Raw genomic sequence first — 15,181 nt, forward strand, 5'->3', positions numbered from 1 at the left:
GCATGTCCATGCCGGGATCGCGGCGGCGGGGCAATGGTGTCGACGTCAGGCGAACTCGGGCTCGACCCAGTCGATCGCGCGATGTGCCACGGTTGCGCAGGCGATGGATGTCAGGACGAGCGGGATCGTCACCATGCCGGCGTCGAAGAGGGCGGCGATGGCCAAGCCCATGCCGGTCCCGGTCGCGGCCCAAAGGCTGCCACGACGGGCAAGCGGGCGCTCGCTGCCGAGCCAGGCGAGCGTTGTGACCCCCAGGATCACCGGCAGCAGCGCGGCGAGCCCACCGACCGGAATGGTCAACGGGAAGGAGACCAGGGCCAGTGCGAGGCCGCCGGCAATGCGCTCGATCGGTGTGCTCGGACTTTGCACGACGAGGCTGAGTGCAGCAACGAACACCGGCCCGGCGACCGCGACCGCCAAGCCGATCGCGCCCGTGGTTCCGGTCGCTGTCATCTCCGGGGTCGCAGAGTGTTGCGGCTCCGTCTGCGGCATGGGGGCAAGGGGCGGCTCGGGCAGCAGGTCGTCGGCGTCGGGCGCGAGCCAGAAGGCTGTCGGGCAGTCGCGATACAGCCGCTCCTCCTCGGTCGCTGGCCAGTGGAAGGCGGCCGCCAGAGTTGCGTCAGCTATGCGGGGCATGGCGGCGAGTTCGGTTTCGGTGACGGCAGGCATGGCGATCCTCCTTCGGGTCAACGGAACGGGCTGGGCACGACGCGGCGCGCGCCGGCGGCGAGAGCGGGCATGACGCTATCGAGGCGCTGGGCGAGGCGGCCGAGACGCTTGACCGGCACGGCAGGAAACAGGTGGTGTTCGAGGTGGAAGAACATGTTGTAGGTGAGCAGGTTGATCAGCCCGGCGCGCTGTGTGCGGGCGACGGCACCATCTGCCTCGCACCCATGATGCGTGATCCACACCGCGAAGAAGGCGGTCAGGCACTGCGCGAGGACCATCGCGGTGAGGTGGAATGTCAGAAACGTCCAGCCGGTGCCGATCGCGAGCGCGACCAGCACGCCGTTGAGGGCGAGGTCGAGGGTCATCCTGCGCCGCAATGTCGGATTGCCGCCGCGCCAGGCCGCGCGATGCATCTCGACCGGGAATAGGGGGCCGTAGAGCAGGACGCGCCATGCCGGCATGGCGCCGCATCTGCCTTCCAGATCGTCGGCATGGCCGACGTGGCGGTGGTGATGGAGGTGATTGACCGCGACCGCGGAATTGGAACCCAGCATCAGGGCGCTCAGCAGGTGGATGACCAGGCGATGACCCCGCGGCGCGAAGCCGAGGTTGCCGTGGATCGCTTCGTGGTTGAGGCGGAGCGCGGTCAGAAAGAACATGAAGAGCGCAGCGGCGGCGGGTATCCACCAGCCCTGTACCGCACCGGCCCAACCGGCAGCGAGCCAGGGGACTGGGTGGAGACATTCGACCAGCCCGTCGCGGCGACGCATCGGAGTGAGGTCGCGCCATGGCACCGACCGCAACAATGTCAGTCGCAAATTCTTTCTGACCGAAATATCGGTTGTTTCGATAATCTCAGAAATAGGAGTGCGTGCGTCGATGCTGGTCATGACGATCTCCTTATCAATCGGCCTTCTTGGACTTTCCGGGGAGAAATTTAGCGATTCTCCCGCCCATCTTCATCAGGGCGACGAGGGTCGGTTTCGGCAGCACGCGGACTTGGTCGTACCAGCCACCGAGCGTCCCGAGAAACTCATGCATCCGCGCGACGCGCTGGCGAAGGTGGGCGGGAGCGGTGTCGTCCTTGCGCAACCGCTCGGCCAGTTCGCCGAGCAGCGCGATGGTAGGGTCGATCTCGCGCCGCTTGCGCTCCTCCGCGATCCGCATCAGCATGTCCCACAGATCGGTTTCCGCGATGAAATGGTCGCGGCGATCGCCCTCGACATGGACGCGACGGACGATGCGATAGCCTTGCAATTCCTTCAGTGCGGTCGACACGTTGGAGCGCGCCAGCGTCAGAGCATCGACGATGGCGTCGGCGGTCAGCGGATCTTCGGAGAGGTACAGGAGCGCATGAACCTGAGCCACGGACCGGTTGACGCCCCATTGCGTTCCCATTTCTCCCCAATGAAGAATGAACGCCTTGGCATCGGGATGATCGACGAGTCGCATATGACCTTCTTTTCTGTCATTTCAGAAATTACGATCAGGCCGAGCTGATGTCAATCGATCTTCGCGCGCGCCCGCAAATGCTGTGGTGGTTCGCCCTGTTCGTGGGGGCGAGCTATTTCATCGCCGACAAAATGGCGTTGCAAGGCCCGGACATGGTGGCGTGGAAAGGGTTTGGCGTCGGCCTGCTGGCACTTTGGGCCGCACGGCATGCCGATGACGTCCAGGGGTGGGCGATCGCGACGATCCTCGCAGCCGGCGCGACGGGTGACGTCCTGATCGAGACGCACGGGCTGGTCGCCGGAGCGTTGGCGTTCCTGATCGGGCATCTGCTGGCGATCGCGCTCTACGCTCGCGGAGCGTGGCGGCGGGGATGGCCGCTAGTGGTTTGCGTTGCTGTCGGGGTGTCCGTCGTTGGCTATGCCTTGACGGGAGCGGCGGGGGTGGCGGTCTATGCCGCGGCCCTTGGCGGAATGGCGGGGGCGGCGAGCCTCGGTCGGTTCGGTCGATGGCCCATGGCCGGCGCGTGGCTGTTCGTGGTGTCGGACGTGCTGCTCTTTGCGCGGATGGATGTGCTGGCGGGGAGCGTCATTCCCAGCCTGCTGATCTGGCCGACCTATTTTGCGGGTCAGGCGTTGATCGCCTGGGGCGTCGTGTCGACGCTCGTTGCGGAGCAGCATGGGTGACGATCTACACCATCGGCTATGAAGGTGCGACGCAGGGTGAGGTCATCGCGGCGCTTGAGCGGGCGGGCGTACGGCGGGTTATCGACGTTCGTCAGTTGCCGCTGTCGCGACGGCCGGGCTTCTCGAAATCGTCGCTTGCCGCCTCGCTGGCCGAGCATGGCATCGATTACGTCCACCTGAAGGCGCTCGGCACGCCCAAGCCAGGGCGTGATGCCGCGAAGAAGGGTGATCGCGCGACGCTGGAGGCGGTGTACGCGGGGCAACTCGAATTGCCCGAAGCACAGGCCGCGGCGGCGCGGATGCGGGCGCTGGCGGCGGAAATGCCGAGCGCGCTGCTGTGTTTCGAGCGCGATCCGTGCGTGTGTCACCGGACGCTGTTGCTGGCGGCCGAGGGGGACGGGGCCGACGTGGTCGATCTGGTGCCGTAATCGCGGCGTTCGAGCGGGACCGGGTACGGTCTCAGCGTCGCGTCGCGAACCAGATTACGTGGCGCGGCCCCTTGCCGTTGCTGCGGGCACGGACGGCGACTTCGTCGACCCGGAAACCGCTGTCCTTCAGGCGGCGCGTGAAGCTGGGATCGTCGCCCGCGGACCAGACCGCGAGGATACCGCCGGGCTTCAGCGCCGTGCGGGCTCGATCGAGGCCGCTCATCGAATAGAGCCGGTCGTTGGCATCGCGCACGACGCCGTCAGGGCCGTTGTCGACGTCTAGCAGGATCGCGTCATAGCCGCCCTGACGAATGGCATCGGCGACGTCGGCGATGACGATCGTCACGCGCGGATCGTCGAGACAACCCGCGGTCAGTTCGGCCATCGGCCCGAGTGCCCAATCGATGATCTGGGGCACCAGTTCGGCGACAGTCACGCGCGCGTCCGGGCCGAGGTTCGCGAGCGCGGCGCGCAGGGTGAAGCCCATGCCATAGCCGCCGATCAGAAGGTGCGGCGCAGGGCGCTGGCCGAGGCGCTCGATCGTCATGGTCGCGAGCGCTTCTTCGGACCCGCTCATGCGCGTGTTCATCAGCTCGTTGCGGTCGAGCATGATGATGTGGTCGCGGCCGTGACGGAACAGGCGCAACGGCGCCCCGCCGGGGACGGGAGCGGTGTCGAGGAGTTCGCGGGGGGTCATGAGTGTGCCTAATCCTCGCGATCGTCATCCCCGCGGAGGCGGGGATCAATTGTGGCTGACCGACGTGAGTCTCACTGCCGTCAGCGACTATTTATCCCCGCCTTCGCGGGGATGACGGTGTCGGGTTCAGCCCGCCACCGGCAGCTCGACCTGCCCGCCTGCGTCCCGCTCCAGCGGCGAATAGGCTACCACCGCCGACAACGGCAACGCGGCATAGATGTGCGGGAACAGCTGGCCGCCGCGGCTTTCTTCCCAACGAACCGCGTCGCCGAGCGCGTCGAGATCGACCGCCACGACATGCAGATCGGACTGACCGGCGAAATGCTTGTCGACAGTCTCGGTTAGCTGCTCGGCGGTCGAAAGGTGGATATACCCATCGGCCAGATCGACGGGCGCGCCGGCGAACGTTCCGTCCGCCTCCAGCGCGTCCATCTGATCCTGCGTCAGCACCTTATAGGCGGTCGAGGGTTGCTGGCTCACTGGCCGCCCTCCGGACCGGCCGCCGCGTCGCCGCCGATCGTGTCACCGGTATCGGGCGCGGTTTCCGCGCTCAGTTCGGCGGCGATCATTTCCTCGGCGGCGTTCTCGGGTTCTTCCTGCTCGTCGATCTTCGCAGCGGAAACGACATGCTCGCCCTTGCCGACGTCGAACAGCCGCACGCCGGCCGAGCCACGGCCGATGACGCGCAGGTCGCCCAGGTGGATGCGGATCAGCTTGGCCTGGTCGGTCACCAGCATCAGCTGTTCGGCCTTGGTCGCCGGGAAGCTGGCGACGACAGGACCGTTGCGGGCGATGTTGTCGATGTTGGTGATGCCCTGCCCACCGCGGCCGGTGCGGCGATATTCATAGGCCGAGGACATCTTGCCATAGCCGTTGGCGCAGACGGTCAGGATGAACTGCTCGCTGCCGCGCAGCAGTTCGAACCGGTCGAGCGGCATCGTCGGTTCGCCATCCTTCTCCGCCTTCCACGGCGCGAAGCGGAGGTAGTCCTCGCGCTCCTCGGACGAGGTGCCCACGCGGTGGAGGATCGACAGGCTGATGACTTCGTCACCTGGCGCGAGGCGCATGCCGCGCACGCCGGTCGAGTTGCGGCTCTGAAACTCGCGCACCTCGTCACCGGCGAAGCGGATTGCCTTGCCCTGGCGCGTCGCCAGCAGCACGTCGTCGCTTTCGTCGAGCAGCGCAACGCCGATCAGCGTATCGCCTTCGTCCTCGCCTTCGAACTTCATCGCGATCTTGCCGTTGGACGGCACGTTAGCGAAGGCGTCCATGCTGTTGCGGCGGACGTTACCCCGGGCGGTCGCGAACATGACGTGGAGCTTGCCCCAGTCATCCTCGTTCTCGGGCAGCGGCAGGACGGTCTGGATCTTCTCGCCATTGGCGAGCGGCAGCAGGTTGATCATCGGCCGGCCGCGCGTCGCCGGACCGCCCTCGGGCAGGCGCCAGACCTTCATGCGGTAGACCTTGCCGAGCGTAGAGAAGAACAGCACCGGCGTATGCGTCGACGTCACAAACAATTCGGTGACGACGTCCTCTTCCTTCGTCGCCATGCCGCTACGGCCCTTGCCGCCGCGGGCCTGGGCGCGGAAGGTCGCGAGCGGAGTGCGCTTGATATAGCCCTCGACCGTGACGGTGACGACCATGTCCTCGCGCTCGATCAGGTCTTCGTCGTCGATCCCGTCGGCGGCGGCGGCGATCTCGGTGCGGCGCGGCGTCGCATATTGGTCGCGGATCGCGGTCAGTTCCTCGACCATCACCTCGTACAGGCGGGCGCGATTGGCGAGAATTTCGAGCAGTTCGGCGATCGAGGAGGCAAGCTCCTGCAACTCTTCGCCGATTTCGTCGCGGCCGAGCGCGGTCAGGCGGTGGAGGCGCAGGTCGAGGATCGCGCGGACTTGGATATCCGACAGGCGATAGGTGTCGCCGGTGACCTCGACCTCGACCGCCTCGACCAGCTTGATATACTGCGCAATCTCAGCGATCGGCCAGTCGCGGGCGAGCAGCGATGCGCGTGCTTCGGCGGGCGACGACGACCCGCGGATGATGCGGACGACCTCGTCCAGGTTGGTCACCGCAATAACCAGGCCGAGCAAGATATGGGCGCGGTCGCGGGCCTTGTTCAGCTCGAACTTCGCGCGGCGGGTGATGACCTCTTCGCGGAACTTGACGAACGCCTCGATGATGTCGCGCAGGTTGAGCAGCTCGGGGCGGCCTCCGCGGATCGCCAGCATGTTGGCCGGGAACGACCCTTGCGCCGGCGTGTGGCGCCACAGCTGGTTGAGCACGACTTCCGGTGTCGCATCGCGCTTCAGGTCGATGACGATGCGGACGCCATCGCGGTTCGATTCGTCGCGGATGTCGCTGACGCCCTCGACGCGCTTGTCCTTCGCGGCCTCGGCGATCTTCTCGACCAGCGCGTTCTTGCCCTGCTGGAACGGGATTTCGGTGAGGACGATCGAGCGTCGCTCACCGCGCTGCTCAAATTCGTAGCGGCTGCGGACGATAATTGAACCGCGACCGCCGGTGTAGGCGCTGCGGCAACCGGCACGGCCGAGGATGACGGCGCCGGTCGGGAAGTCCGGCCCCGGCACTATCTCCATCAGTTCTTCGGGCGTGATCGCGCCATTAGCGATGTACGCCAGGCAGGCGTCGATGACTTCGCCCAGGTTATGCGGCGGGATGTTCGTCGCCATGCCGACGGCGATGCCGCCCGCGCCGTTGACCAGCAGGTTGGGGAAGCCGGCCGGCAGAACCGAAGGCTCGCGTTCCTGCCCGTCGTAGTTGGGGACGAAGTCGACCGTATCCTTGTCGAGATCGTCGAGCAGCGAGTTGGCGACCCGCGCCAGGCGGCTCTCGGTATAGCGCATCGCGGCGGGCGGATCGGGGTCCATCGAGCCGAAGTTGCCTTGACCGTCGATGAACGGCACCCGCATCGACCAGTCCTGCGCCATACGCGCCAAGGCGTCGTAGATGCTGCTGTCGCCATGCGGGTGATATTTACCCATCACGTCGCCGACGATACGCGCCGACTTGCGATAGGGGCGGCCGGCAACATAGCCGCTTTCATACGCCGAATAGAGGATGCGACGGTGGACCGGCTTCAAGCCGTCGCGCACGTCGGGCAGCGCGCGCGAGACGATGACCGACATGGCATAGTCGAGGTAACTCGACTTCATCTCGTCGACGATGGAGATCGGCGAAATGTCGGATTGGTCGGTCGTAGGCGCGTCTGACAAGATGTACGCTTTCGTGCGGTATGACGGGAACGTTACGCCCTAGCCCCCGCACCGACACCCGACAACCCCGCGCACGCGTGTACGCGCGCGAGGCGTGTAGGTTCCCTGCCCCCGCGCAGTGCAGGGGCGGGGCAGACGGATCAGCGGCAGCGAATCTCGTCGTTGCTCCGTTCGATCGCGCGACCGCCGAGCGCACCCGCGGCGGCGCCCAGCAGCGTGCCAACTGTCCGCGAACGGCCGCCGTCGATAACATTGCCCAGGATGCCGCCCGCCGCGCCGCCGACGATCAGGCCGGTCGTTCCATCGCTGCGGCGGCAGTAATAGCGGCCGTCATTGCCCGAATAGACGCGGTCATCGGGGCCGAGCACGCGTTCACGATATTGCGTACCGTTGCGATAATAGCGGGCCGGGTCATAGCCGCCTTCATCGCGCCAATCCTCGTAGCTATTGTAGCCTTGCGCGCGATAGTCGGGCGCCTGACGATAGGCATTACGGTTGGCGGCAGCGCGGTAGCGATCGGTTTCCTCGCGGAAGATCTGATATTCGCGGTCGAAGCGCTGCTGCGCGGCGTCGAACCGCTGTTGCTCGGCGCCGGTCTGCGCGGACGCGGGGAGGGCGACCGCAGCGCAGGCGCTGGCCGCAAGGATGGCGATAGTCTTCAGACGGGTCATGGTTCGACGTCCTGCATAGTTGATCGCCACGAGGGGGCGTGGCGGCATCCGTCGATACGGGTCGGGAACGATATGGTTCCTGAACGGGGAGGCGGGTCTGCTCGGGCTTAGAGCCTGAAGCGATAAGCCTTGCCCCCCGTTCGCCCTGAGCGAAGTCGAAGGGCCGCCCTCCACTATGTGTTTCGACGTCGCGCAGCACGAACGGTTGGTTAAACGACCCTAGTCAGCCGGACTGACCGCGGCCAACGGCAGGACCATGCCGAGCGGTTTCGTGTCGGGCAGGATGTAGACGTAACCGCCCTTTTTCAGGAAGCGGGGGCGCAGCAGCTTTGTGTAGAAGGCGGCGGGGACGTTGATGCAGCCGTAGGTGATGCGGTTGTCGTCGGCGGTTTCCGACAGCATGCGTTCGCGCCGGCGATCCTTGCGACTGGCGTCCTTGGGGATCGGATGGATCGCCACCGAGGTCGCATAGTCGACCCACAGCATCTTGGTGCCGCCGGCCGCCGGCCCGAATTTGGCGAGGAAGCGCCCCGCCGGAGTCGTCTTCTCGGCGGGGCCGATCTCCGCCAGCGACTTCGACCCGACGCCCGGCGTCGCATCGTCGCCCGGAGCGATGCCGATCAGCACCGGCACGCTGGCAAGCGGCTGTCCCGACGCGTCGAACAGGTGCAGACGCGCCGCCACCTTGTCGATCACCGCGAACGGGAGGTGTCGGTGATCGTCCGACGCGGTCGCCCAGCGCGCCACCCGGGTGGCTTCGGGTGACATGGGCGTGGGAGCCTGTGCCGCCGGAGCAATCTGAGCGGCAACGGGTGCTGCGGCACAGATCGGGCTAAGGGCCAGACAGGCACTGGATAGAGCAAGCCGCATGATGTCGGTGTCTCGGCAGTGGGGCAAAAGGATCGGGTCGGCCCGTCATGACAGGCCGACCCGGAGAGTTCGTAGCGGATCAGTTGCGTGCGCGCTTGGCCGGCTTCGCTTCCTGGATCTGCAGGCGCTGATCGAGGCCGTCGACACGACCGTTCAGCTGATCGAGGCGCTGGGTGTTGTTCTGGCCCTGCTGGCCGGCAGCACGCGCCTCGGCGAGGGCCGATTTGGCGACGCCATCCGTCTCGACCAGACGCGTTTCCAGCGTATCGACACGCTGGCTGACGGGCGCGATCTGCTCACGAACATATTTCTTCGTAGCGCAACCGCCGAGGCCGACACTGCCGGCCATGATCGCCAGGGTGGCGACCAGCTTCAGGTTAACTTGCGACATTACTGTCCTTTCACGTCATTGGGGGCACGCCGGACCAAGCGGAGCGACGGGGTCGTAACAATCCGGATTCTGACGGGACGTGCGCGGTTAACGGCCAACCGACGGTTCGTGCGGCCAATTCACCCGATTATGCGCTGGCTAACGTTTCGACTTGCGCGCCGAGCCAGCGGCAAACGGGTCGATCGGAACGTCTGACGACGGTGAAGAGCCCTTCGCACCAGGAGCTTGTTTCGCCGTACACCGCTTCAGCTCCGCCACTGCAGCACCGCTGCCCGTCAGGTCGAGCCGGGCGACCGGCATCTTGCCGCGATAGATGTCGAGTCGCTCAGACGCGGCGAAATGGTCCGGAAAGCGGGGCTCGAACGTCGCGACGAAGCCGCGCGTGCCGTCCACGTCGATACCGATCGCCGCATGGTCGCCATAGCCGCCGCGGCTGAGCCGGAACTCCAGCGTCAGCGCCTGCTTCGGCACGATCGACCAATTGCCGTTGAGGATGGTCAGATGGTTCGAACCATCGCTATCCAGACCGAGCATCAGCACCGTCTCGCCCGGTCCGTCGAAGCGTCGCGTGACGAAACAGCCCTGGCCGTCCCGGCTGACCGCAAGGCTCCATGCCCCCAGCGTCTTCTTGGGAGCGGTCTGCGCCGATGCCGGCAACGCCGTCGCCATGATCGCGCAACACAGAATTGTGGCGGTCGCCCAGCCGTTCCGACGCGCCCGATGCGTCTGTCTCAGGTCCGTGTGCAACGCCGTCATGATGTCTCCCGCATTTCAATTCGGGTCGAATGCCGAATCCGCCTATGATGGTCCAGCCGTACCGGCGAGGCTCATCCTGCGACCACGAAACTGTCCATCACCCGCTTCCGCCCTGCCTGTTCGAAATCGATCTCCAGCTTGTTGCCTTCGATCTCGACGATCTCGCCATAGCCGAACTTCTGGTGGAACACGCGCTGGCCCATCGTCAGGTCATCGCGCCCCTTGTTGCCCAGGCTGACCGCGCTGCGGGTGGCTTCCTTCACGCGAGCGGGCTCGCGGGTGAAGGTCCGGCTTGTGAAGGCCCCGCCGGGGTTTTTCACGTCGACATTGCCACCGACACCGGCCGCGCGCTGCCAGCCCGGGCCACGGCCCGTGCCGCGGGCGACATCGGCGAACGGGTCGGCGCGATCGGTCCAGTTGGCGCGCCAGAGCGACTCGCCGCCGGACATCGTCGTTTCTTCATCGATGTGGACCTTGGGCAGCTCGCCGACGAAGCGCGACGGGATGGAGGAATTCCACTGGCCGTAGATGCGGCGGTTGGCGGCGTGGAGGATGATCGCGCGCCGCCGGGCGCGGGTGATCGCGACATAGGCGAGGCGGCGTTCCTCCTCCAGGCTGGCGAGACCACCTTCGTCCAATGACCGTTGCGAGGGGAACAAGCCTTCCTCCCAGCCGGCGCAGAACACGGTGTCGAATTCCAGACCCTTGGCGGCGTGGATCGTCATGATCGTGACCTGTGCGCCGCGATTGCCGGCGTCATTCTCCATGACCAGACTGACGTGCTCAAGGAACGCGCCGAGCGAATCATACTCCTCCATCGCGCGGACGAGTTCGGTCAGGTTCTCCAGGCGCCCGGCGGCTTCGGCAGAACGATCGGCCTGGAGCATCGCCGTGTAGCCGCTCTCGTCGAGCAGCTGCCGGGCGAGCTCGGCGTGGGGCAGTTCCGCGGCCTTGGTGTGCCAGCTGGCGAAGTCGGCGACGAGCCGGCCGAGAGACTTTTTCGCCGCACCCGTCATCTCGTCGGTGTCGAGGATGCGGGCGGCGGCTTCGCTGAGCGGCACGCGAAGCGCGCGCGAGAGCTGGTGGAGTTTCGCGACCGCCTTGTCGCCCAATCCACGCTTGGGGACGTTGACGATGCGTTCGAAGGCGAGATCGTCGGCAGGCTGCGCGACGACACGGAGATAGGCGAGCGCGTCGCGGATTTCGGCGCGTTCGTAGAAGCGGAAGCCGCCGACGATGCGGTAGGGCAGACCGGTCGCAATGAAGCGGTCCTCGAATTCGCGGGTCTGGTGCTGGGCGCGGACGAGGATGGCAATGTCATCGAGCGACTTGCCCGCAACCTGGCAGGCTTCGATCTCCTGCGCGACGCGGCGGGCCTCCTCGGGTCCGTCCCAAACGCCGATGACCTTCACCTTCTCGCCGACATCGAGTTCGGTCCACAAGGTCTTGCCAAGCCGGCCGCCGTTATTCGCGATCACGCCTGACGCGGCACCCAGGATGTGCGGGGTGGAGCGATAATTCTGCTCTAATCGAATGACGACCGCGCCGGGAAAATCGCGTTCGAACTTTAGGATGTTCTCGACCTGCGCGCCGCGCCAGGAATAGATCGACTGGTCGTCGTCGCCGACGCAGGCGATGTTCTTGCGCTCCTGCGCCAACAGCCGGAGCCAGAGATACTGGACGCTGTTGGTGTCCTGATATTCGTCGACCATGATGTAGCGGAAGCGCTGCTGATAGTGTTCCAGCACCTCGCGGTGTTCGCGCAAGAGTACGAGGCTGTGAAGCAGCAGGTCGCCGAAGTCGCAGGCGTTGAGCGTCTTCAGCCGGTCCTGATAGGCCTGATACAGCTGCTGCCCCTTGCCGTTGGCGTAGAGTTCGCTTTCGCCTGCATCGAGCTGGGCGGGGGTTAGACCCTTGTTCTTCCACGAATCGATGAAGCCGGCGAGGCTGCGCGCCGGGAAGCGCTTCTCGTCGATGTCGGCATCGGCGATCAGCGTCTTGAGCAGGCGCAATTGGTCGTCGGTGTCGAGGATGGTGAAATTCGATTGCAGCCCGACCAGTTCGGCATGACGCCGCAGCATCTTGGCGCCGATCGAATGGAAGGTGCCGAGCCACGGCATCCCCTCCACCATGTCGCCGACCAGACGGCCCACGCGCTCGCGCATTTCCTTCGCCGCCTTGTTGGTGAAGGTGACGCTCAGGATTTCGCTCGGATAGGCGCGGCGGGTGTAGAGCAGGTGGGCCAGCCGCGCGGTGAGCGCTGCGGTCTTGCCGGTGCCCGCGCCGGCGAGGACGAGCACCGGGCCTTCGGTCGTCAGCACGGCCTGGCGCTGCGGTTCGTTCAGGCCCTGGAGATAGGGGGCAGCGTCGGTTTGGGGGGCTGGCGCAGACATGGGCGAACAGGTAGAGAACGACGGCGGCCGGGGCAAGGTTCGCAAAAACAGGGGTTTTCCGACATGACGATCACCGGCGGGTGCCAGTGCGGCGCGGTGCGCTATGTGGCGGAGGGTGATCCGCATCACAACGCGCTGTGCTGTTGCGCCGATTGCCGGAAGTCGGCGGGCGCGACGCCGGTCGGCTGGGCGCTGTTCGACGAGGACAAGGTGACGATCACCGGCGCGCCCGTCAGCTATAATTCGTCGCGCGATTCGATCCGGCAGTTCTGCGGGACGTGCGGGACCGGGCTGTTCTTCTACTCGGCGAGCGTCTTTCCGGGGCAGGTGGACATTCAATCGGCCACGTTCGACGACCCGGATGCGGTTCCGCCGGCGGTACTGATTCAGACGGCGGAGGCTCCGAGCTGGTTTGAGACGATGCACGATCTGCCGAAATTCGCGCGCTATCCCGGCGCAACGGGTTGAGCCGATCCGCCGAGCGCTCGCGGTGGATCGAGCGATATCCGGTCTATGAGGATCGCCCGTGGTTTGGCGTGAGCGCGATGCTGTTGATCGCCGCACTGGCGCTGGTGGTGCGCGAGGCGGTCGATCCGCTGATGCCGCCCGGCTTTCCCTATGTCACCTTCTTCCCCGCGGTCATCGTCACCTCGTTCCTGTTCGGCGCGCGGCTGGGGGCGGTGTCGGCGGTCGTTTGCGGGTTCCTGGCGTGGTATTTTTTCCTGACGCCGCGCTATTCGCTCGACCTCAACCTCGGCTCGTCGATCGCGCTCGGATTCTACCTGTTCGTCGTCGGCACCGACCTAGTGCTGGTCCGTTGGATGCAGAGCGGTAACCGTCGACTGGCGGCGGAGCGCGAGGCGAACCGGGTGATGGCCGAGACCCGCGAATTGCTGTTCCGCGAGCTCCAGCACCGGGTATCGAACAATCTCCAGGTCGCCGCCGCGCTGCTGACGGTGCAGACACGACAACTGGCGGACGAGGACGCCAAGGCAGCGCTGCGTGAGGCGTCGCGGCGGCTGGAGTTGATCGGGCGGATCAGTCGGCAACTCTACGACCCCAACGGCACCGCGCACAGGCTCGTGCCGTTCCTTGACGAACTGTGCCGGGGCGTGATCGAGGCGAGCGGGCGTCACGACATCGGACTGACGGTGACGGGCGATCCGTCGGTGGGGATCGAGCCCGATGCCGCGATCCCGACCGCGCTGATCGTCGCCGAAGCCGTGGCCAATGCGATCGAGCATGGCTTTGCCGGCGACCGGCCCGGCAGGATCGACGTCCGCGTGCTGCGCGATACCGCGACCGGCGAACTCGTCGTGAGCGTGGAGGATGACGGCCACGGCCTGCCCGATGGCTTCGATGGCGATCAAGCGACCAGTCTCGGCCTGCGCATCGCGACGATGCTGGCGCGATCGCGGGGCGGTCGATTCGATTTGGCGAAGGCCGAGCGGACGCGGGCGACGTTGACGCTGCCGGGGGCATGAAGCAACGCCGTCATCTCCGCGGAGGCGAAGATAAATAGTCGCTGATGGCAATGAGACTCACGAAGTCCGGCCATAATTGATCCCCGCCTTCGCGGGGATGACGGGACTGGTCGAGGGGGTTGCCCTCCCTTGCCGTCGCTCTATCGTCCCGCCGGGGAGGATCGCCAGTTGCAAGGACCATCAGATCGCCGGGTACTGACCGCCAGCTTCGTCGGCACGGCCATCGAATTCTACGATTTCTACATCTACGCGACCGCGGCGAGCCTGGTATTCGGCGCGCTATTCTTTCCGGAAGTGGAGCCCGGCCTTGCGCAAATGGCGTCGTTCGCGACGCTGGCCGTTGCGTTCTTCGCGCGGCCGGTGGGGGCGGCGTTCTTCGGGCATTTCGGGGATCGGATCGGGCGCAAGTCGACTTTGGTCGCCTCCTTGCTGACGATGGGCATTTCGACGACATTGGTTGCGGTGTTGCCGACCTATGAGCAGGCCGGCTGGATCGCCCCCTTGGCCTTGTCCCTTCTGCGGTTCGGACAAGGCTTCGGCTTGGGCGGCGAGTGGGGCGGGGCGGCGTTGCTGGCGGTCGAGAACGCACCGCCGGGCTGGCGCGCACGATATGGCAGCGCGCCGCAGATGGGGGCGCCGGCCGGCTTCATCGCCGCCAACGGCCTGTTCCTGATCCTGGGCGTTGCGCTGACGCCCGAACAGTTCCGCGACTGGGGCTGGCGGCTGCCCTTCGCGATCAGCGCTTTGCTGGTCGCGGTCGGCCTCTACATCCGCCTGAAGCTGACCGAGACGCCCGAGTTCGCACAGTCGCTGAAAGAAGCGCCGCCACCTAAGGTGCCGCTCGCCGAGCTGCTGAGCAACCATTGGCGAATGCTCGTCGGCGGCACGGTCGGCGCGATCGCGTGTTTCGCGACCTATTACGTCGGGACCGCCTTCCTGCTCGGCTACGGCACCAAGACGCTCGGCTATTCGATGCAGGCGTTCCTCGGCATCCAGCTGGTCGCGATCCTGTTCATGGCGGTGGGCATCTATTCGGCCGCTTGGCTGGCCGACAGGCATTTCGACGAGCGGCGGGTGCTGGCGGGCGGATGCGTGGCGACGATCCTGCTGGGCTTCACGATCGCGCCGCTGATGCAGGCGTCGCTGTTCGGCGCGTTCCTGTTCCTGTCGCTGGCGCTGTTGGCGATGGGGTTCGTCTATGGGCCGCTCGGTGCCTGGCTGCCGGGACTGTTCCCGCCGCGGGTGCGCTACACCGGCGCGTCGATGACGTTCAACATCGCGGGCGTGCTGGGCGGCGGACTGACGCCGCTGATTTCGCAGTGGCTGACGCTGCACGGCGGATTGGCGCTGGTCGGCCTGTACCTGAGCGCGGCGACGGCGCTGAGCCTGGTCGCGCTCCTGTTGTTGCGACAGCGGCCGACCGATCCGGTTCCGCTCGAAGGGGTCTGAGG

At 66.1% G+C, this 15,181-nt stretch carries 16 protein-coding genes; 5 read left to right on the forward strand and 11 right to left on the reverse strand.

The features are described from left to right. Window positions 1-45: 45 nt before the first annotated feature. Genes ACFSC3_RS06510 through ACFSC3_RS06520 form a run of 3 tightly spaced genes read right to left on the reverse strand, consistent with a single transcriptional unit; the run spans window position 46 to window position 2,121 of the window. Complete coding sequence (locus tag ACFSC3_RS06510; protein ID WP_380939574.1) at window positions 46-669, reverse strand: hypothetical protein; 624 nt, start codon at window positions 667-669, stop codon at window positions 46-48. A gap of 17 nt (window positions 670-686) precedes the next feature. Then, complete coding sequence (locus tag ACFSC3_RS06515; protein ID WP_380939575.1) at window positions 687-1,559, reverse strand: fatty acid desaturase; 873 nt, start codon at window positions 1,557-1,559, stop codon at window positions 687-689. Window positions 1,560-1,572: 13 nt separating this feature from the next. Next, a complete protein-coding gene (locus tag ACFSC3_RS06520) occupies window positions 1,573-2,121 on the reverse strand; it encodes a GbsR/MarR family transcriptional regulator (RefSeq protein ID WP_380939576.1) in 549 nt (182 codons plus the stop codon). Between the two features lie 47 nt (window positions 2,122-2,168). Here ACFSC3_RS06520 and ACFSC3_RS06525 point away from each other — a divergent pair, with 47 nt between their 5' ends. After that, window positions 2,169-2,804 (forward strand): lysoplasmalogenase family protein, encoded by a 636-nt coding sequence (locus ACFSC3_RS06525; protein ID WP_380939577.1) that lies wholly within the window; start codon window positions 2,169-2,171, stop codon window positions 2,802-2,804. Continuing rightward, window positions 2,801-3,232 (forward strand): DUF488 domain-containing protein, encoded by a 432-nt coding sequence (locus ACFSC3_RS06530; protein WP_380939578.1) that lies wholly within the window; start codon window positions 2,801-2,803, stop codon window positions 3,230-3,232. Before ACFSC3_RS06525 ends, ACFSC3_RS06530 begins: the two co-directional genes overlap by 4 nt. 31 nt (window positions 3,233-3,263) lie before the next feature. On the opposite strand, the gene ACFSC3_RS06535 is transcribed toward ACFSC3_RS06530, so the two are convergent. From ACFSC3_RS06535 to ACFSC3_RS06570, 8 genes are all read right to left on the reverse strand, one after another. Then, complete coding sequence (locus ACFSC3_RS06535) at window positions 3,264-3,929, reverse strand: spermidine synthase (RefSeq protein ID WP_380939579.1); 666 nt, start codon at window positions 3,927-3,929, stop codon at window positions 3,264-3,266. 126 nt (window positions 3,930-4,055) lie between these two features. Beyond that, entirely contained in the window at window positions 4,056-4,409 is a 354-nt protein-coding gene (locus ACFSC3_RS06540; RefSeq protein ID WP_380939580.1) for a DUF952 domain-containing protein, read from the reverse strand. Next, complete coding sequence (gene gyrA, locus ACFSC3_RS06545) at window positions 4,406-7,105, reverse strand: DNA gyrase subunit A (RefSeq protein ID WP_380939684.1); 2,700 nt, start codon at window positions 7,103-7,105, stop codon at window positions 4,406-4,408. Before gyrA ends, ACFSC3_RS06540 begins: the two co-directional genes overlap by 4 nt. Before the next feature lie 200 nt (window positions 7,106-7,305). Continuing rightward, window positions 7,306-7,836, reverse strand: a complete 531-nt coding sequence (locus tag ACFSC3_RS06550; protein ID WP_380939581.1) for a glycine zipper 2TM domain-containing protein — start codon at window positions 7,834-7,836, stop codon at window positions 7,306-7,308. A 219-nt stretch (window positions 7,837-8,055) separates the two neighbouring features. After that, a complete protein-coding gene (locus tag ACFSC3_RS06555) occupies window positions 8,056-8,709 on the reverse strand; it encodes a hypothetical protein (RefSeq protein ID WP_380939685.1) in 654 nt (217 codons plus the stop codon). Window positions 8,710-8,785: 76 nt separating this feature from the next. Next, complete coding sequence (locus tag ACFSC3_RS06560) at window positions 8,786-9,097, reverse strand: hypothetical protein (RefSeq protein ID WP_380939582.1); 312 nt, start codon at window positions 9,095-9,097, stop codon at window positions 8,786-8,788. A 138-nt stretch (window positions 9,098-9,235) separates the two neighbouring features. Continuing rightward, on the reverse strand, window positions 9,236-9,853 hold the full coding sequence (locus ACFSC3_RS06565) for a hypothetical protein (RefSeq protein ID WP_380939583.1): 618 nt from the start codon (window positions 9,851-9,853) through the stop codon (window positions 9,236-9,238). A 71-nt stretch (window positions 9,854-9,924) separates the two neighbouring features. Next, window positions 9,925-12,246: an ATP-dependent helicase gene (locus tag ACFSC3_RS06570; RefSeq protein ID WP_380939584.1), complete on the reverse strand. Its 2,322-nt coding sequence runs from the start codon at window positions 12,244-12,246 to the stop codon at window positions 9,925-9,927. Window positions 12,247-12,309: 63 nt separating this feature from the next. Between ACFSC3_RS06570 and ACFSC3_RS06575 the strand changes: the two genes are divergently transcribed. From ACFSC3_RS06575 to ACFSC3_RS06585, 3 genes are all read left to right on the forward strand, one after another. Continuing rightward, the gene (locus ACFSC3_RS06575; protein WP_380939585.1) at window positions 12,310-12,714 is read left to right on the forward strand and encodes a GFA family protein; all 405 of its coding nucleotides are present in this window, start codon (window positions 12,310-12,312) and stop codon (window positions 12,712-12,714) included. Beyond that, window positions 12,711-13,730 carry a sensor histidine kinase gene (locus ACFSC3_RS06580; protein WP_380939586.1) on the forward strand — a complete coding sequence of 340 codons (1,020 nt, stop codon included), beginning with the start codon at window positions 12,711-12,713 and terminating at the stop codon, window positions 13,728-13,730. Before ACFSC3_RS06575 ends, ACFSC3_RS06580 begins: the two co-directional genes overlap by 4 nt. A 168-nt stretch (window positions 13,731-13,898) precedes the next feature. Further along, a complete protein-coding gene (locus tag ACFSC3_RS06585) occupies window positions 13,899-15,179 on the forward strand; it encodes an MFS transporter (RefSeq protein WP_380939587.1) in 1,281 nt (426 codons plus the stop codon). Window positions 15,180-15,181 lie beyond the last annotated feature (2 nt).

The sequence above is a fragment of the Sphingomonas floccifaciens genome (genome assembly GCF_042681125.1).
In the GTDB taxonomy this organism is placed as follows: Bacteria; Pseudomonadota; Alphaproteobacteria; order Sphingomonadales; family Sphingomonadaceae; genus Sphingomonas; species Sphingomonas floccifaciens.

Bases quoted from the DNA above. Each gene is read 5' to 3' on its own strand.
- ACFSC3_RS06510 (WP_380939574.1), bottom strand. From the start codon at position 669: ATGCCTGCCGTCACCGAAACCGAACTCGCCGCCATGCCCCGCATAGCT.
- ACFSC3_RS06515 (WP_380939575.1), bottom strand. From the start codon at position 1,559: ATGACCAGCATCGACGCACGCACTCCTATTTCTGAGATTATCGAAACA.
- ACFSC3_RS06520 (WP_380939576.1), bottom strand. From the start codon at position 2,121: ATGCGACTCGTCGATCATCCCGATGCCAAGGCGTTCATTCTTCATTGG.
- ACFSC3_RS06525 (WP_380939577.1), top strand. From the start codon at position 2,169: ATGTCAATCGATCTTCGCGCGCGCCCGCAAATGCTGTGGTGGTTCGCC.
- ACFSC3_RS06535 (WP_380939579.1), bottom strand. From the start codon at position 3,929: ATGACCCCCCGCGAACTCCTCGACACCGCTCCCGTCCCCGGCGGGGCG.
- gyrA (WP_380939684.1), bottom strand. From the start codon at position 7,105: ATGAAGTCGAGTTACCTCGACTATGCCATGTCGGTCATCGTCTCGCGC.
- ACFSC3_RS06550 (WP_380939581.1), bottom strand. From the start codon at position 7,836: ATGACCCGTCTGAAGACTATCGCCATCCTTGCGGCCAGCGCCTGCGCT.
- ACFSC3_RS06560 (WP_380939582.1), bottom strand. From the start codon at position 9,097: ATGTCGCAAGTTAACCTGAAGCTGGTCGCCACCCTGGCGATCATGGCC.
- ACFSC3_RS06565 (WP_380939583.1), bottom strand. From the start codon at position 9,853: ATGACGGCGTTGCACACGGACCTGAGACAGACGCATCGGGCGCGTCGG.
- ACFSC3_RS06570 (WP_380939584.1), bottom strand. From the start codon at position 12,246: ATGTCTGCGCCAGCCCCCCAAACCGACGCTGCCCCCTATCTCCAGGGC.
- ACFSC3_RS06575 (WP_380939585.1), top strand. From the start codon at position 12,310: ATGACGATCACCGGCGGGTGCCAGTGCGGCGCGGTGCGCTATGTGGCG.